Origin of the sequence: Bacillus aerius, from assembly GCF_029894105.1 — a bacterium.
Taxonomy (GTDB): domain Bacteria; phylum Bacillota; class Bacilli; order Bacillales; family Bacillaceae; genus Bacillus; species Bacillus altitudinis.
The window spans coordinates 3,538,730-3,554,883 of sequence record NZ_JARYHO010000001.1; the positions used below are offsets into that span (position 1 = coordinate 3,538,730).

At 44.4% G+C, this 16,154-nt stretch carries 14 protein-coding genes; all 14 read right to left on the bottom strand.

All coding sequences use genetic code 11. The features are described 5' to 3' along the window. Positions 1–39: 39 nt before the first annotated feature. Positions 40–1,776, bottom strand: a complete 1,737-nt coding sequence (gene cydC / locus M2353_RS18395) for a thiol reductant ABC exporter subunit CydC (protein WP_284725863.1) — start codon at positions 1,774–1,776, stop codon at positions 40–42. Further along, positions 1,766–3,502, bottom strand: coding sequence for a thiol reductant ABC exporter subunit CydD (gene cydD / locus M2353_RS18400; protein ID WP_282917105.1), 1,737 nt, complete (start codon positions 3,500–3,502; stop codon positions 1,766–1,768). Before cydD ends, cydC begins: the two co-directional genes overlap by 11 nt. Continuing rightward, positions 3,502–4,518, bottom strand: a complete 1,017-nt coding sequence (gene cydB / locus M2353_RS18405) for a cytochrome d ubiquinol oxidase subunit II (RefSeq protein ID WP_024719518.1) — start codon at positions 4,516–4,518, stop codon at positions 3,502–3,504. The genes cydD and cydB overlap by 1 nt, the downstream gene beginning before the upstream one ends. Further along, positions 4,505–5,920, bottom strand: a complete 1,416-nt coding sequence (locus M2353_RS18410; RefSeq protein ID WP_284725864.1) for a cytochrome ubiquinol oxidase subunit I — start codon at positions 5,918–5,920, stop codon at positions 4,505–4,507. Before M2353_RS18410 ends, cydB begins: the two co-directional genes overlap by 14 nt. A gap of 329 nt (positions 5,921–6,249) precedes the next feature. Beyond that, a complete protein-coding gene (gene isdG / locus M2353_RS18415) occupies positions 6,250–7,371 on the bottom strand; it encodes a heme oxygenase (protein WP_047946579.1) in 1,122 nt (373 codons plus the stop codon). Between the two features lies 1 nt (position 7,372). After that, a complete protein-coding gene (locus M2353_RS18420) occupies positions 7,373–8,386 on the bottom strand; it encodes a FecCD family ABC transporter permease (protein ID WP_251185128.1) in 1,014 nt (337 codons plus the stop codon). After that, entirely contained in the window at positions 8,383–9,321 is a 939-nt protein-coding gene (locus M2353_RS18425; RefSeq protein ID WP_008345587.1) for an ABC transporter substrate-binding protein, read from the bottom strand. The genes M2353_RS18420 and M2353_RS18425 overlap by 4 nt, the downstream gene beginning before the upstream one ends. An 18-nt stretch (positions 9,322–9,339) precedes the next feature. Next, positions 9,340–10,089: a class B sortase gene (srtB, locus tag M2353_RS18430; RefSeq protein WP_168948368.1), complete on the bottom strand. Its 750-nt coding sequence runs from the start codon at positions 10,087–10,089 to the stop codon at positions 9,340–9,342. 26 nt (positions 10,090–10,115) lie between these two features. Continuing rightward, a complete protein-coding gene (locus M2353_RS18435) occupies positions 10,116–10,886 on the bottom strand; it encodes an ABC transporter ATP-binding protein (protein ID WP_024719523.1) in 771 nt (256 codons plus the stop codon). Next, entirely contained in the window at positions 10,873–11,859 is a 987-nt protein-coding gene (locus tag M2353_RS18440) for a FecCD family ABC transporter permease (protein WP_007497915.1), read from the bottom strand. The genes M2353_RS18435 and M2353_RS18440 overlap by 14 nt, the downstream gene beginning before the upstream one ends. 32 nt (positions 11,860–11,891) lie before the next feature. Further along, positions 11,892–12,779 (bottom strand): heme ABC transporter substrate-binding protein IsdE, encoded by an 888-nt coding sequence (isdE, locus tag M2353_RS18445; protein ID WP_039165091.1) that lies wholly within the window; start codon positions 12,777–12,779, stop codon positions 11,892–11,894. 77 nt (positions 12,780–12,856) lie between these two features. After that, on the bottom strand, positions 12,857–14,665 hold the full coding sequence (locus M2353_RS18450; protein ID WP_284725865.1) for an NEAT domain-containing protein: 1,809 nt from the start codon (positions 14,663–14,665) through the stop codon (positions 12,857–12,859). A 19-nt stretch (positions 14,666–14,684) separates the two neighbouring features. Then, complete coding sequence (isdC, locus tag M2353_RS18455; protein WP_284725866.1) at positions 14,685–15,311, bottom strand: heme uptake protein IsdC; 627 nt, start codon at positions 15,309–15,311, stop codon at positions 14,685–14,687. Between the two features lie 50 nt (positions 15,312–15,361). Further along, positions 15,362–15,820: an NEAT domain-containing protein gene (locus tag M2353_RS18460; protein ID WP_058337097.1), complete on the bottom strand. Its 459-nt coding sequence runs from the start codon at positions 15,818–15,820 to the stop codon at positions 15,362–15,364. Positions 15,821–16,154 lie beyond the last annotated feature (334 nt).

Below are 16,154 nucleotides of genomic sequence, written 5' to 3' on the forward strand. Positions count from 1 at the left end.
GCAGAAATCTTCTGTCCGAACGTTCTTGTCATACATTTTTTACACGTTCGAAAATGGACGATCCATTTCATACAGCTTTTGATAACGCACATTTTCTTTCAGCAAATCATGATGGTGCCCCTCCATCTCAATGCGTCCACCTTCAATAAACATCATACGGTCACATGCCTCACAGCCAGTGAGATGATGGGTGATCCAAATGACTGTTTTTCCTTTTAACACATTGAAGATTGTTTCAAGCAATTCACGCTCTGTGCGTGGATCAAGCCCGACGGTTGGTTCATCTAATACAACAATCGGTGTGTTTTGCAGCAAAATCCGTGCTAGAGCCATACGCTGCCTTTCTCCACCAGAGAAACGAACCCCTGTCTCTTGTACACCTGTGTGATAACCTTCTGGCAAAGACTCAATGTAATCGTGCAGCTGAACTTGCCGCGCGGCTTCTTTTACTTGCTCTTCTGTCGCTTCTGGAGAACCTAAGCGAATGTTGTTTAAAACAGACGTATCGAATAAATAGGGCTGTTGATTGAGCACAGACACATAAGAGGATATCTCCTCTTGAATGCTTTGTACCGGTTTCCCCTGAATGCTGACAACCCCTTGATTTGGCACGACTGCCCCTTCTAACAATTTTAAAATGGTCGATTTGCCTGCACCGCTTTTTCCTATAAGAGCGAGCGATTCACCTTGCTTCATGGAAAACGAAAAATGCTTTAGTACATGTTGATCTACTTCATATCCGAAGGTGACTTGATCAAAACAGACCGCTTCAACGCCATTAGAGACGGGTGTCTCGTTTGCTGCCTCCCTCTCCACTAATCCTTCATACGACTGCTCTTCATAATGATTTAATCTGCTGACGGCATGCTGATAAACAGGAATATCGCCTGCTGCATCTGACAGCGGAAGAAAGGCTTCTGTTAATGGAAACAGCACAAGCACAAAGGCTGCGATGAGCGTGTGTGGCATAGAACCAGCCTGAACGACTGAGCCGCTCCAATACACAACAAGGACGACTGCTCCTCCAATGACTAGCTGTGCTAAAAATTGGCGCAGACGGATAAACCGGTGCTTTGCCGATTCGAGTGCTAATAGCTTTGCTTCTTTTCGTTCATAGCCCTCAACAAAATCGTTCTGTCTGCCGCTAAACAACCAGTCACTCACCCCCATGACAGCATCTGTTAAATGGCTGTACAGTTCATTTCTGCCTTTCTTCATTTGAATTTGTCGCGCCCGGTTCACAAGTACTGTGATGTATGGGAATACAAATACGAGCAGCGCCATATAAAGCAGCATCAACCCGGCAAAAGGCCATGAGAAAAGCCCAAGTGCTCCAATCGAAGCGGCATATAAAAGCAGCGCACCGATGGATGGAAAGATTGTTTTTAAATACGCATCCTGTAATCTCTCCACATCTTCTGATAACAGCCCAAGCATTTCACCTGTTCCAAGCTTAGTCTGTTTGGCACTTCGTTCAGCCATATCATAAAGACGTACCCGCATTTTTTCAATCATCGTCAAAATGAGCTGATGACTCGCCAGTCTCTCTGCATAACGAGCAGCTGATCGTGAAATACCAAAGGTACGTACTGCCACGATTGGGACATAGACCATCAAGATATTCTCAGGTCTTGTGGCAGCTTTTGAAATGAGGAACCCTGACGTATACATGAGCATAGAAGCAGAAAACACCGCAATCGCCCCTAAAAAAAGCACCAAGGCAAACAGCTTTTGATTCTCCTTGATATAAGGTATAAACCAGCCTTTACTGACCATGTGTGACCGCCCCCATTTGTTCCTGTACCAATTGATAGTACACACCTTTTCTTTCCATTAATGATTCATGAGTCCCCATCTCTGCAATCGTCCCATGATCCATCACAATGATTTCATCCATATCCGTCATCCAATGAAGTCTGTGTGTGGCTAAAAACACAAGTTTATTTTCAAACAATGGAAGCATTGTTTTCTTCAATTCATACTCTGTCTCAATATCCAGATGAGCCGTTGGTTCGTCTAACAGCATAATGGATCGCTGGCCGAGCACTGTGCGAGCGAGGGCAATCCGCTGCGCTTGCCCACCGCTCAGTCCTCTGCCCTGTTCGCCAATGACCTCATCCAGTCCATTGGGGAGATCAGCTACGAGCTGAGACAAACCTGCCTCTTGCACCGCTCTTTCAACGTCTTCATCTGTTGCATTCGGTTCATAAAAACGAATGTTTTCTCTCAGTGTCATGTGAAATAAATAAGGATGCTGCGGCATATAAACAACTTCTTTTTGCCATGCCGCCAGCTGTAAATGAGCAAGCGGCTTTCCGTTTAGGATCATTTCACCTGCAGACGGTTCAACAAAACCGCCGAGAACATCCGTTAACGTCGATTTCCCCGAACCACTGGCACCGATGATCCCAATCTTTTTCTTTCCTTTCACAGTGAGATCGACATCCTGAATCGAATAAGGAGCATGTTCATCATGCAACACACTGACATCTTGCAGTGTGAGCTCAGATTGCTCATTCCACTCGTTCAGCTGCACGGATTGTGTCTCCTGCTCTCGGAAGCCCTTTTCCTCTAAAATCACTTGAATCGCCTCATTCGCTTCTTTACCGTTTAACGTCGCATGATAATCATTTCCCACTTCACGGACTGGCAAGAAATATTCTGGCGCAAGCATCAGTGCGGTCAAAGCGGGCAATAACAAAAGATCTCCTTCAATTAAGCGCAAGCCGAGAAATACAGCGACAGTCGCAATGGACAGCATAGAAAAGAAATCAAGAGCAAAAGATGAAAGAAAGGCGACTTTCAGTGTGCTCATCGTCGCCTTTCGATAACGCTTTGAGACCTCTCCAATATTGCGAGAATGCTTTTTGCTAATCCCTAAGTAGCGAAGCGTTTCAAGGCCACGGAGAGAATCAGTAAAATGATTGGATAATTTCTCATACGATCTCCATTGTTTGGCCGCTTTACGCTGAGCGACAAGTCCTAGCAAAATCATAAAAACAATTAAAATCGGCAGCGTGACAATCAGAATGACAGCAGATGTTTCATCTAATGTCCAAACATAGACAAGCACCATCACCGGAATAACTGCCATGTTCACCATTTTCGGCAAAAACAGCTGTAAATACTGACGATATTGGGCAATGCCCTCCATCGCCAATGTCACAAGCTTTCCTGTTCCTTTTTTCTTCGTGAAAGCTGGCCCTAAACGGAACAGCTGGTCCAACAGCTGCTTTCTCACGTCTGCTCCAATTCGGGAAGAATAGGTGAACATGACCTTCTCCCGCATCAAGGTGAGACCGTGCCGCACCAGAAAGGCAGCAAGAAATAGCAAGACATAAGGTGTTGCCTGCATGAGGCTCTTCCCGTCAAACAGCGTTGTTATGGCATGTGCCAGCCACTGTGCTTGAAAAATAATACTTGCTCCTTGGATGATTGACACAATACCTAAGAGGGCAAGAAGCCCCCTCATTCCTTTTAGTTGAAGCAAACGTTTATCCATTAGTAGGTCATTGGCTCCTTACCGCTTACACGTTTACGGAAGACATAGTAGCTCCAGATTTGATACCCAAGCACAAAAGGTAGCAAAGAAATGGCAACAATCGTCATGACCGTCAGTGAATAAGATCCTGATGCAGCGTTTTGAATGGTGAGGTCGAATGCATGGTTGATCGAACTAATCATGACACGCGGGAATAATGCTGTGAAAAGCATGGTCACCGTCACCATAATACCTGCACCTGTGAATAAAAATGTCCATCCATCACGCTCTTTTCTCATAAAGAATAGAGCCGCTACATAACAAACCACAATGAGTACAGTTAAAGGGATTGTGATGATCGGACGCACGGTATAAATGTCTGTTTCAAGAATAGACACACCAACAAATAGAACAAGAACTGGTAGTGCAATCAATAAAACACGCTGACCGAGCTTTCTTGCACGATTTCTTAAATCACCCTCAGTGCGGAGTGTGACGAAAATCAATCCATGCAGGAGGCAAAGCACCGTCACGGCTACCCCGCCGATCACTGAATAAAGATTGACGAAGTCTGTAAATCCAGCGTACATATTCATATCTTGATCAATTGGCATTCCTCGTAACATACTTGTGAATAGCACTCCGAGTAAAAATGGCGGAAGCAGACTGCCAAAGAAGATGATCCAGTCCCACGTTTTGATCCATGAAGCCTTCTCGACCTTCCCTCTAAATTCAAAGGCGACCCCCCGCCCAATGAGCGCTAATAGGAGAATCGTAAATGGAATATAGTATCCGCTGAACATCGTAGCGTACCAGTGAGGAAAAGCGGCGAAAATAGCCCCGCCAGCTGTAATCAGCCAGACCTCATTCGCATCCCAGAAAGGGCCAATCGTATTGATTAAAATGCGGCGCTCGTGTGCATCTTTTCCAAGCAGCTGCATGGACATCCCGACACCAAAATCAAATCCTTCTAAGAAGAAAAATCCAACAAACAATACTGCGACAAGAATAAACCAAATCTCGTTAAGATATGCCATGATATGCGCCTCCATCAAATGGATCTGTAGACAGGTCCGTTTCATCCTTTTGATCTGTATTCTCTTCAGAATGTGCACCTTTTTTAATTTCTCGAATGAATAAGTAGGCAAGCACGATGGCAAGAATCAGATAAATGGTCGTAAAGCTAATGACTGAGAATAGCAACATGCCGTACGATACGTTTGGTGAAATGGATTGTGCGGTTGTCATCATACCAAAGACTGTCCACGGCTGACGCCCAATTTCCGTCATGATCCAGCCCGCTGAGTTTGCAATAAACGGGAACGCAATCATCCATACCATGAAGTGTAAATACCATTTGTTTGATTCTAGTTTTTTTCTAAAGCTCAAATACAAACCAATCATACTAGCAAAAATCATCAACATGCCGGCACCCACCATGATTCTAAAGCTCCAGAAGGTTGTTTTGACTGGAGGAATGTAATCTCCAGGACCAAACTTTGCTTCATATTCTTTTTGAAGGGTCAGCATGCCTGGCACATCTCCACTAAACTTCGAATAAGCCAAGTAACTTAAAGCAAACGGAATATTGATCTCCGCAGAGTTTTCTTTTTTATCTGTGTCAATGTTGGCAAATAGTGTCCAAGCCGCTGGATCTCCACTATCCTTCCAAAGGGCTTCACTTGCTGCCATCTTCATCGGCTGTGATTCCATTAAGTGCTTCGCTTGATCATGTCCAGAGAACGCCACACCTAAGCCAGAAATGAAAGCAAGCACCATGGCAATCTGGAAAGATTTTTTGAAAAAGGTCACTTCTTGTTTTTTGATCATTTTATAGGCACTGACACCCGCGATAAAGAAAGCACCGGTTGCCAATGCACCAAACAGAACGTGCGGGAACTCTACCCAAAGTTGCGGATTTGTCACGAGCGCCCCAAAGTCATTCATTTCTGCACGGCCATTTTTAATCACAAATCCAACTGGCTCCTGCATAAATGAGTTGGCGAGTAAAATCCAAAATGCCGAAAAGATCGTACCAAGAGAAACGAGCCAAATACATAACAAATGAATTTTTTTCGGTAGACGGTCCCAGCCGAATATCCAAAGACCAATAAAGGTCGATTCAAGGAAAAAGGCCAATAGCGCTTCAATGGCAAGCGGTGCACCAAAGACATCACCGACAAACCTTGAATAATCTGACCAGTTCATCCCAAACTGGAATTCTTGCAGAATCCCTGTCACCACACCTACTGCAAAGTTAATTAAGAAAAGGTGACCCCAAAATTTTGCCATCTTTTTATAGATGTCTTTTTTCTTCACCACATAAAGGGTTTGCATCAATGCAACGATAAATACCAAACCTATAGACATAGGAACAAAAATAAAATGAAATAATGTCGTTGAGGCAAATTGAAATCTTGCTAAAAACAGCTCACTCACAGCCTTACATCCTCCCTTACTTTCGCATGCCGAATGATTCGAGATATTTATGCTCACTATTTCACAAAAAGTTCACTATTTGTTCAATGATTCACAAGTGAAAGTCCATTTGATATAGTTCACTCGGTGAAATTTTACTCTTGATTTTCATTCGGTTAGTTATTTATACCTGTACTTTACACCCATGTGCTTCAAAAATAAAGTAAATTTTACCTAAAATTTGGATAGGATTGTGTCAGTTGTTTGAATACTTTGTCAAAAATATGTGACGGAAAGAGACAATCACAAAAAAAATAGCGCTGCTTCTTCGCTGCAGCGCTTTTGAATATTTAGGCTTTTTTCTGTAAAGCGGGTCTTGTGACTTGCACTTCATAGTACGTAATTTTGTTTTTTAACAGGCCTTCAGGTTTCGCCTTTCCATGAGCGTGCGCATCACCAAATGCCTGAGATTTTGTCCAATTCACAAAGTCTTCTTTTCGATTCCAGCGGGTGTGAATGGTCACTTCATCGTAATCAGTTGTCTGCTGAGTGACCCATACTTCCATTCCTAAAAAGCCTTCCATAAATTCTACTTGTCCCTGCTTGTTAAACCGTTTAACAAGGTGGTCGGCACTGCCTTTTTCTACTCTTACTTGGTTGTTTACAATAATCATGTTTGGTTCATCTCCCTTTTGTTGTTGAATGGAGGCGATTGGGATAATGAGCGGATGCTCACCGTCTAAGTGAACCTCTGCCTGAATCCCAAAAACCTCCTTGAAAAAGTCTTCTGTTAACACTTCTTTTGGTGAGCCAATTTGATGCACTTGACCTCGCTTCATAGCAATGAGACGGTCACAATATTTTGCGGCCTGCTGCAAGTCATGGAGAACCATTAAAATGGTGATGCCATGTGTTTGATTCAGCTGTTTGAGTAGCTCCAGTAATTCAAGCTGATGCGCAATGTCTAAATAAGTGGTTGGCTCATCGAGAATGATGGTCTCTGTCTTCTGAGCCAGTGCCATTGCAATATATGCCTTTTGTCTTTCTCCGCCTGACAATGTATGAAGCATTCTGTTTTCATTGATGCGGCTATTCGTCACCTCAAGCGCCCACTCAATCGCTTCATGATCTGACGTGCCGCTTTTTTTCCAGATGGAACGGTGCGGGCTGCGTCCAAGTGCGACCAGCTCACGTACTGTCATCGATGGAATGGCGGTTCTTGTTTGCATGAGAACCGCCACCTCCTTGGCGATCTCCTGTGCCGTCATCTCTTTTTGCGGGATGTCGTGAATGTAAATCATGCCGCTTTCGATTGAGGTCAGTCGTGCGGCAGCTTTGATAAAAGTCGACTTACCTGACCCATTCGGGCCAATGATTCCGGTTACACTCCCTTTAGGAACAGCTGCTGAAATGGAAGACAGCCGAAAGCCGCCTTGACTGAGACTCACGTCATCCATTGCAATGACATCCATCTTAACCCCTCCCTTTCTTTTTTAATAAATAGAGGAAGAAAGGTGCACCGATGCAGGCAAGCAAGATCCCTACAGGCAATTCAACCGGTGTAAACCAGACCCGTGCTGCTGTATCGGCAAAGACCACAAGCACGCCCCCTCCAAGCATTGAAATCGGCAGCAAATACCGGTAATCATCTCCGATTAAAAGACGGATAAAATGAGGTACAACAAGCCCGACAAATCCGATTAAACCACTGACACTGACAGCCGCTCCAGCTAAAAGAGCGGCCAGCGCAATGAGAAAAAATCGAGTTCGCTCTACTCGAAGGCCCAATAGCTGAGCCGATTCATCGCCAAGTAAAAGGAGATTGGACGGTTTAATGGCGAAAAAACAAAGACATAATCCAGCCAGCGCATATGGCGACACAAAGCTAAGATGATGCCAGCTCCGCCCGTTTAATCCCCCTGATAGAAAAGGTAAAACAGCCTGCACACGCTCACTATATAGCACCATAAACCCATTCATCACCGCACCAAGCAGGGCATTGACGGCAACACCTGCCAAGATCAATTTAAGCGGTGAAACCCCTTGATCAAATGACAGCATATACACGACAAGAGCTGCTAATAAGGCGCCCAGAAAAGCGGCTGCCGGAAGCAAATACGTGAACTGCGGGAGAACAATCATGCTGAGTACAGCAGCTAACCCGCCGCCCGCAGTCACACCAATGATCCCAGGGTCAGCAAGTGGATTTCGGACAACTCCTTGTAAAATCGCACCTGATGCCGCGAGACAGGCCCCAACGAGAAAACCAATGAGCACACGCGGCAGCCGTAAATCCATGACAATTTTTTCATGAACAGGCAGACCTGTTCCCGTGAAGACAGCCATTAAATCCGTCAGCGACAATTGGACAGAACCTACCGCAAGTCCTAGACAGACGCCCACACATAAAGAGAAAAACAATCCTGGTAACAGCCATTTTCGTCTTGACTGCCTTTTTTGAAAATCTAGTTCTGCATTCATCTTCATGATGACAATCGCTTCAATTTCTTCTCTAATTCATCGATCGCTCTGATGACTTCTGCGCCTGGATTTGTCCCAAATAGGTCACTTGGCAGAATCTCAACGTGTCCATTTTTGACAGCTGATACATCGTGCCACGCCGCATTTTGCTTCATTTCACTCATAAAGCCTGCTTTGACATCTTCAGGATTGCTGTGTGTCATCAGCAAAATGAGATCCGGATCGGCCTCGATTACCTTTTCTGCATTGATTTGTGCATATTGCGGAAACTTTTCGAGTGCTGGTTCATTTTCAGCAATATTCGCACCACCAGCGATCCGCAGCAGATCACCGCTTAAAGATTGTGGAAGTGCCGCCATATATGTGCCGGGCGCACCATATACAACGAGTGTCTTTACTTTTTTCTCAGGCTGCTTCACTTGCTTGATCCGCTGATCGATTTGAGCATTGAGCGCTTTGGCCTTTTGCTGTTTTCCAAGTAAATCACCAAATAAAGTAACTTGACGCTGGATGTCCTTCACTGAGTTGGCACTTGTCAAAAGAAGCTGTGAACCAATTCCTTCTATAGTAGAGATATCCTTGCTGTTTAATGATTCATTCCCAAGCACCACATCGGGCTTTAAACTCGTGATCAGCTCGACATCAAATTGATGGGTTGTGCCAATTGATTGTACGGACTTTGCCTTTTGTAGATTGTCTGGCAATTCGGCAGTTGGCCGGCCGACCACCTGACCACCTAGAGCATAAATGATGCTCATGTCGCCAGTTGACAACGAGACGATCCGTTCAGGTGATTCATGAAACGATAATGTTCTGCCGGCAAAATCCTGAATGTTGAGCGCACCTTGCCCGCTCCCATTCTCGACAGGCGCCGCCTGACTGCATCCGCCGAGGAGAAGCACGACGACGAGTCCTGCCCAAATCACATGTAAACATTTCAACCGTCTGTCTCTCCTTTTCTAGTAAACTTTCTTTAGCTTCGCCTGTACCACGAGACGCTTGTTTTTAGGTGCCAGCACGTGATCACAGGTCGATAATGTGAGAATCAAGTCATCTGTGGATACGTCTGTTTTCGTTTGATAGATGGACTTCTTACGCACAGCTTGCAAGTAGTGCGCATATTCACCAAGATCCTGAAAATCAGTCTGAATATAATCGAAATCGACTGTCGTCTCATACACAGCAAAAATCTCTGCTTCATAGCTTTGGTACAGCGTATCGTACTGAAATGTGCGATGATCTTGGAAGAAATCTTTTTTCAAATAGTTTGTGAGACCAGCAAACATAGACCCATCCCTCATCCGATGACCGTATAACACTGTATTGGGACTTTCATGCAAGACGTCATTACGGTAATCCATAAAGATACTGCCTGCCCGTGTGTCATCCTTTACATAATTACGAGTTAAATAGAATGCATTATCGTTTGACTGAACAATTGGATACTGAATCATCGTGTCCTTCATATCAATCCAACCGACAATGTCTTGATTCACCTTTCGCAAATCATCAAATGACTGACGGATTTCTCCAGGTTTTCGCTGTTTCATTCCATCCTCGTGTGTGTAAAGTGTCTGAGCCTTTGCAAGCACCTGACGATTTTGATAATAGCCAAAGAGCTCCAAGCCAATGGCAGTACCGCTATATAGAAAAACACCTAAACAGACGATCGTCAGCATTCGCTGCCCGATTCTTTTCCCTCGTTTCACACTGTCTCACCTGCTTTTTGCACAACTTATATGCCTACAGGCACGATATACATCCCTGTTTCTGCATCTTGCTTAATTGTGACGGACACATGATAAATGTGCCGCACCATCTCTTCTGTTAACACATCATTCGGCCGTCCTTCGCGGATAATTTGTCCATCTTTCATGGCGATGATGACATCACTATAGCGAATCGCCTGATTCATATCGTGCAGGACCATGACGATGGTTAATCCATGCTCGACATTGAGCTCTCGAATGAGCTCCAGAATGTCAAATTGATAATACATATCCAAATAAGTCGTCGGTTCATCTAAGAAAAGGATCGGTGTTTTTTGCGCTAAAGCCATCGCAATCCATACACGCTGCCGTTCTCCGCCTGACAATGAGGCGAGTGGCACCTTTCGCTTATCCGTCAGCTTTGTACAGGACAGCGCCCACTCGATTGCTTTCTCATCTTCTTCCTTGTCACTGCCGCGCATCGTCTGGTAGGGCGTTCTCCCAAATGCCACGACTCGTTCGATCGTTAAATCGAGCGGCGCTTCATTTTGCTGATGTACGACTGCCAGCTTTCTCGCGAGTTCCCTGGGCTTGAACGCATTCAGCTCTTGCCCATCTAAATGTATCTGTCCTTTATGTGGACAATGGTTATGTGCCATCAAGGAAAGCAGTGTGGATTTGCCCGAACCATTTGGACCGATAATGGTGGTGATTTTCCCCTTTTCAATCTTTGTAGTGACCGATTGAACAATATCCCTCTGCCGATCATAGGAAAACGACACCTCACGAATGTCCATGCAGACGATCCCCCCTTCTTAATAAAAAGATCAGAAACGGCCCGCCAATAACAGCCATGATTGTAGAAGCAGGGATTTCATTTGGTGCCACAAGCGTTCTGCCGAGCGTATCAGCCGTCAAAATGAGCAAGGCCCCGCTTAACGCAGAAAATGGAATCAGTACCCGATGGTCCGAGCCGACGAGCCTTCTAGAGATATGGGGAATGAGCAAGCCGACAAAGGCAATCACGCCCGCTACCGCAGCAGTCACCGCTGCTAATAACACCGCCGTGATTGAAATCAAAAGGCGCATTCTGGTCACACGCAATCCTAAGTTTTTCGCCGTCTTATCTTGAAGGGCAAGCAAGTTACACCATCTGCTAAAGAAAAGCGCAACCACAAGCCCAATGACGCCATAGACACCGATTAAACGGACATCTCCCCACGTTTTCATCGTCAGATTCGACTGTCCCGACTGATTAATAGTGATATTGAAATAGCTGCAAATGGTCACAAACGCTTCTGCCATCCCTGTAAACATGGCATTGATGGCGATCCCCACCAAAATCATTCGAATCGGGCTTAAGCCGCCTTTCCAAGACAACACGTATACGAGGAAGCAGGCAATTGCCCCGCCTAAAACTGAAAATAAAGGAGAGTAGAAATAAAATTGAGGAAGCGCTGTAATTGCCATTAAAGAAAAGAAGCTAGCTCCCGATGAAATACCAATAACACCGGCATCTGCTAATGGATTCCTCATCACAGACTGCAAGAGGACACCGGAGACAGATAAAGCCGCCCCTGTAAACATCGCAATGAGCATGCGGGGGATTCTTAAATCTTTAATGATTTCTACCTGTGCATGTTGACCGGTCATAAGCCCTTCCAATAATTCAATCGGTGTAACATGAATGCTCCCCGTAATGGCGGAATAAATAAATACGCCGGCTAGTAAGAGACTGACTATCAGAAATAAAATCCCTGTTTTTTTCATCTTGAACGTCCTTTTATCATTAAGATTCGCGCTTATGACGGATACAACATACGAGTCAATTCATCTAATGCCTCTGCTGCCTTTAAGTTGCCTGTTGTCCCGAATAAGCTTTCTTCGAGGTCGTACACCCGGTCTTGTTTGACCGCATGGAAATGTTTCCAGATGTCATTTGTTTTAAATTCTTGATCAAACATTTTGACGACTTCATCGGGCATCCCATGTGCGGCTCGAAGAATGATATCTGGATTGGCTTTTTGTAAATACTCCGTATTGGATGCCAAATACTCCATTTTCTCACCTTTTACGATGTTCTTTCCTCCTGCAATACGCACAAGATCACCGATATACGAATTCTCTGTTGCCACTAAATAACTGCCTGGTACACCAAGCAAAATGAGAACGGATGGCTTCGTCTTTCCCTTCGTTCTCTCTTGTATGTCTTTCTTTTTTTGTTCAAAATCATCCACAATGCGTTTCGCTTGTGTCTTTCTATCATATTTTTCTCCAAGCTTTGTGATGGCGTTCTCCATCTTGTCCAGGCTCTCAAGGTTGAGGTATGTCGCAGGGACAGAAGCTTGTTGAAAAGGCGTTTCTAAATCATATTGAAGGGTCGTGACAGACAGGACATCTGTCGGTTGAAGTGATTGGATGATTTCCATGTCTGGGCTCATTGGGTTACCGACTGCTGGGAGTCCTTTGTATCGAGCCGGCAAGGATTTTTGACTTGTTGGCACCCCGACAAGATCTACCTCTAGCGCATCCATGATCTCAGCAGCAGCTACAGTCGTTGCCACAATGCGGGCACTTGACGCTGCGCTTTTTTTGCCTTTCGCTGAGCTTTCAGCTGATTGTGAGCAGCCTGCTAAGAAGACGCACACACATAGAGCCGTGATCAGGGTACATAACATTCGATGCTTCAAAAAACAGAAGCCTCCTTTCGAAAAAAAGGAAGTGGATGCGCCGAGATGAATGGCGCACCTCACTTAACATAGATTCTTTATCTTGTACGAGTTTGATACTTTCTGACGAGCACGAATAGTGATCCGCCGAATAAAAGAATGTACACCCAAAGAAGTGAAGTATCTCCTGTTTTTGGGTTCAGCTGACCTGTCTCAGACTTGGTTTGGTCATCTGATGGCGTAAAGGTCATCTGCTCTGCACCCGTTTCCTCAGGGGCGAGATTCGCAAGCTGGCTTGGTTGAGAATCGTGATCATTCGGATTTTTCACAAAGCCGATGCTCTCATCTTCTCCGATCACCGTCGCAATTCCGCTTCCTTCACCAAGTGAAATGCCTTTCGTATCATAGACAAGTTTGACATCGTACTGCTCATGATAATTGGCAGCTGGAATGTCAATTTTCACGCGTGCTGCCTGATCATTGCTTACACTTTTTGCTTCATATTGAATCACTCGTGTATCTGCTTTTTGATCAGTCTTTGCAACTAGCGTCTCTTCAAATTTACCGCCGGTTCCTACTTGGAACGATGTGATGGCTGAGCTGTTCTTCACAGTGTATGAAACGAAATGGCGGCCATTTTTCACCACCAATGTCGCAGGGCTCACGACGTAATCGTTCATGCGAGAAAGCTCATCCTTGTCTGCTTTCTTCATTGAGAAAGGAAGCTTGTACACCCCGTCTTTTAGCTGAACTGTCTCTTGATTCGTTCCGCCGTTCGTTGTGTCTGGTGCTGGTTTATTTGGTTTTGGTGTTTCTGGTGTAACCGGTGTTTCTTCCTCTATTTGACCGTCCTTCAGTGGAACGATACTTTTTGAATCAAATTGAAAACGAATATCGTACGTTTGATCATAGTGAGCGGCTGCTACCACAATGTGTACTTTTCCGTTAACTGCTTTTTTCAGATCAGACACTTCAAATGAAACCACTCTTGTGTTCTTTGCTTGATCTGTGCTCACGTTTTTCACTTCTTGATAAGAACCGTTTTTCTCTATTTTCAAAGAATCAACTGACGTATGATCCTTCACCGTAAAGGAAACGGTTTGCGTTCCATTTTTAACGGTTAACGATGCTGGATGTGAGAAGTATTGGCTCATCCGAGATGCCTCATCCTCATCGCCCTTCAGCACACTGTAGTTGATACGATACACACCATCTTTTAATTGGTTCTGCGGTGAATCAACTGGTGTTGTGTCATTGTTATTATCAGGAGTGGTCGGCTGATCGTCTGGTGTTGTACCGCTTTGATCATCCGGCTTTGTTTCACTGTCGCCCGGCTTCGTGCCATTTTGGTCATCTGGTGTTGTTTCACTGTCGCCTGGCGTCGTACCGTTTTGATCATCTGGTGTTGTTTCACTATCGTCTGGCTTCGCAGGCGTGACAAGTGTGAGACTGCTCTCGTCGAAAGCGATCTGTACGTCATACGCCTCATCATAAATAAAGCCGCCTAAGTCCCAGTAAATTTTGACCCAGCCATTTAATTTGGCTGATACATCTGCTACATCAAATTTGATCACACGCGTATTCGCTGTCTCATCTTCACTGACCGTTTCAGTGGTGACGAGAGAGCCGTTTTGTTCGACCTTGAAATCTGTGATTTCTTTGCTTTGCTTCAGCGTAAGATAGGCAGTCGTCTTGCCATTTTCGATGACGAGCTTAGCTGGCTTTTCTGTATACGTATCCATCATGGATGCTTCAGTGCTGCCATTTTTTAAAATGGTGAATCCGGCCGTATATTCACCATCAACCAATGATGCCGCCTGAGCCGTTCCTTGAGGCAGCTGAAACGCAGTCAACAAACTGAATAAAACGAGCAGAATAGCTGTCTGTAGATGAAAAAGACGTTTCAAAAGATGACACTTCCTTCCGTTAATGCTTGATGATCCACTTTCTCGCTAAAAACCCGCCTGAACATAAGACAAGCACAAGGAGCCATCCCATCTGGCTTGTATCACCAGTTTGAGGATTTTCTTCTTGTTTTGTTTTGGTGGATGAATCAGTTGTTTTGGTTGTTTCTTTTGATGATTCTTGATGTTTTGCTGCACCTGCTGTTTCTTTTGAACTGTCAGAAGAAAGTGACTTGATGCTGCTTTCATCGAATTTCAGCTGGATGGTATAGTCGTGATCATAATCAGCCGATTTGACTGTGACATGGATTTTTGACTTGATTGGTTTAGACAAACTCTGTGCTTGGAATTGAACAAGCCTTGTATTGGCTTTCTTATTCCTTGATAGAACCGTCGTATCGACATAGCCGCCATTTCCCGGCACTTTAAATTCCGTTACCCAGCTGCTGTTTTTAATAGTCATTTGCACAGTCAGCTTGCCATTTTTCACGATCACTTTTGCCGGCTTCAGCCAGTAATCATTTGCCATCGAAACGGCAGTTCCTTCGGCCTTCATCACAGTATAATTGACGGAGTATGTACCATCATTTAATGAGGCAGCCTGTGCATTTGAAAAAGGCAGTATAAGTGCCAGAAGCAATGCAGCCATGAAGGCTGGCATCCTGATCCATTTTTTTATCAAATGAATTTCCTCCCTTTTTATTGAACAGTTGCTGCATCAAACTTGACGCGAATATCGTAATTGCCTGTATATCCAATGACCGGTACAGTCACACTCACTTTTGCTGGTACAACATCTGTCAGGCTGTTGACATTGAACTCTACCGTTCTCTTATTGGCAGCTGCGTTTGTACTGATCACCTTCGCATCTTTGTAGACACCTTGATCCAATGTTTTAAAGCTTGTAATCCAAGAGCTGTTCGTTAACGTGACTTGCGCTTTGATTTTTCCGTCCTTCACAACAAGCTTAGCTGGTTTTTCAAAATACGTATTTGCTGTTGACGTTGAATCACTGTCTGCTTTCCATACCACATATTGTGCTGAATATTGACCATCTGCTAAGCCTGCTGCTGAGGCAGAGCTAACCGGGGCTAGAGCAAACAATAGAACAAAGCTAAAGAATAATAAGACGTGTGATGCTGAACGAAGTGATTTCATATATATCCTCCTAATTGATATTGATAATTATTCTCAATAGACAATAAAAAAAATAACCTTTATCAGCGTATGAATCACACTCATAAATGATTATGATAATCATTATCAATAGAGACCAAAAAATAAATCTTTGCTTTTGACAAGTCAAAGATGTCTGTTGCTACATGATGTAGTGATACACGGTTTAGGTAATCTGTCCCATTCATGATACCATGGCATAACCTCCCCATTCCATTACAGGGAAAAGAACCCTCTTCTCCTTGATATTATATGATGAATGAAATTATTGTCAACATCATTTTTCATACTATTGACTTAGATTTCTGGAAAATCA

Bases quoted from the DNA above. Each gene is read 5' to 3' on its own strand.
- cydC (WP_284725863.1), bottom strand. From the start codon at position 1,776: ATGGTCAGTAAAGGCTGGTTTATACCTTATATCAAGGAGAATCAAAAG.
- cydD (WP_282917105.1), bottom strand. From the start codon at position 3,502: ATGGATAAACGTTTGCTTCAACTAAAAGGAATGAGGGGGCTTCTTGCC.
- cydB (WP_024719518.1), bottom strand. From the start codon at position 4,518: ATGGCATATCTTAACGAGATTTGGTTTATTCTTGTCGCAGTATTGTTT.
- isdG (WP_047946579.1), bottom strand. From the start codon at position 7,371: ATGGATGTCATTGCAATGGATGACGTGAGTCTCAGTCAAGGCGGCTTT.
- M2353_RS18420 (WP_251185128.1), bottom strand. From the start codon at position 8,386: ATGAAGATGAATGCAGAACTAGATTTTCAAAAAAGGCAGTCAAGACGA.
- M2353_RS18435 (WP_024719523.1), bottom strand. From the start codon at position 10,886: ATGGACATTCGTGAGGTGTCGTTTTCCTATGATCGGCAGAGGGATATT.
- M2353_RS18440 (WP_007497915.1), bottom strand. From the start codon at position 11,859: ATGAAAAAAACAGGGATTTTATTTCTGATAGTCAGTCTCTTACTAGCC.
- isdC (WP_284725866.1), bottom strand. From the start codon at position 15,311: ATGGCTGCATTGCTTCTGGCACTTATACTGCCTTTTTCAAATGCACAG.
- M2353_RS18460 (WP_058337097.1), bottom strand. From the start codon at position 15,820: ATGAAATCACTTCGTTCAGCATCACACGTCTTATTATTCTTTAGCTTT.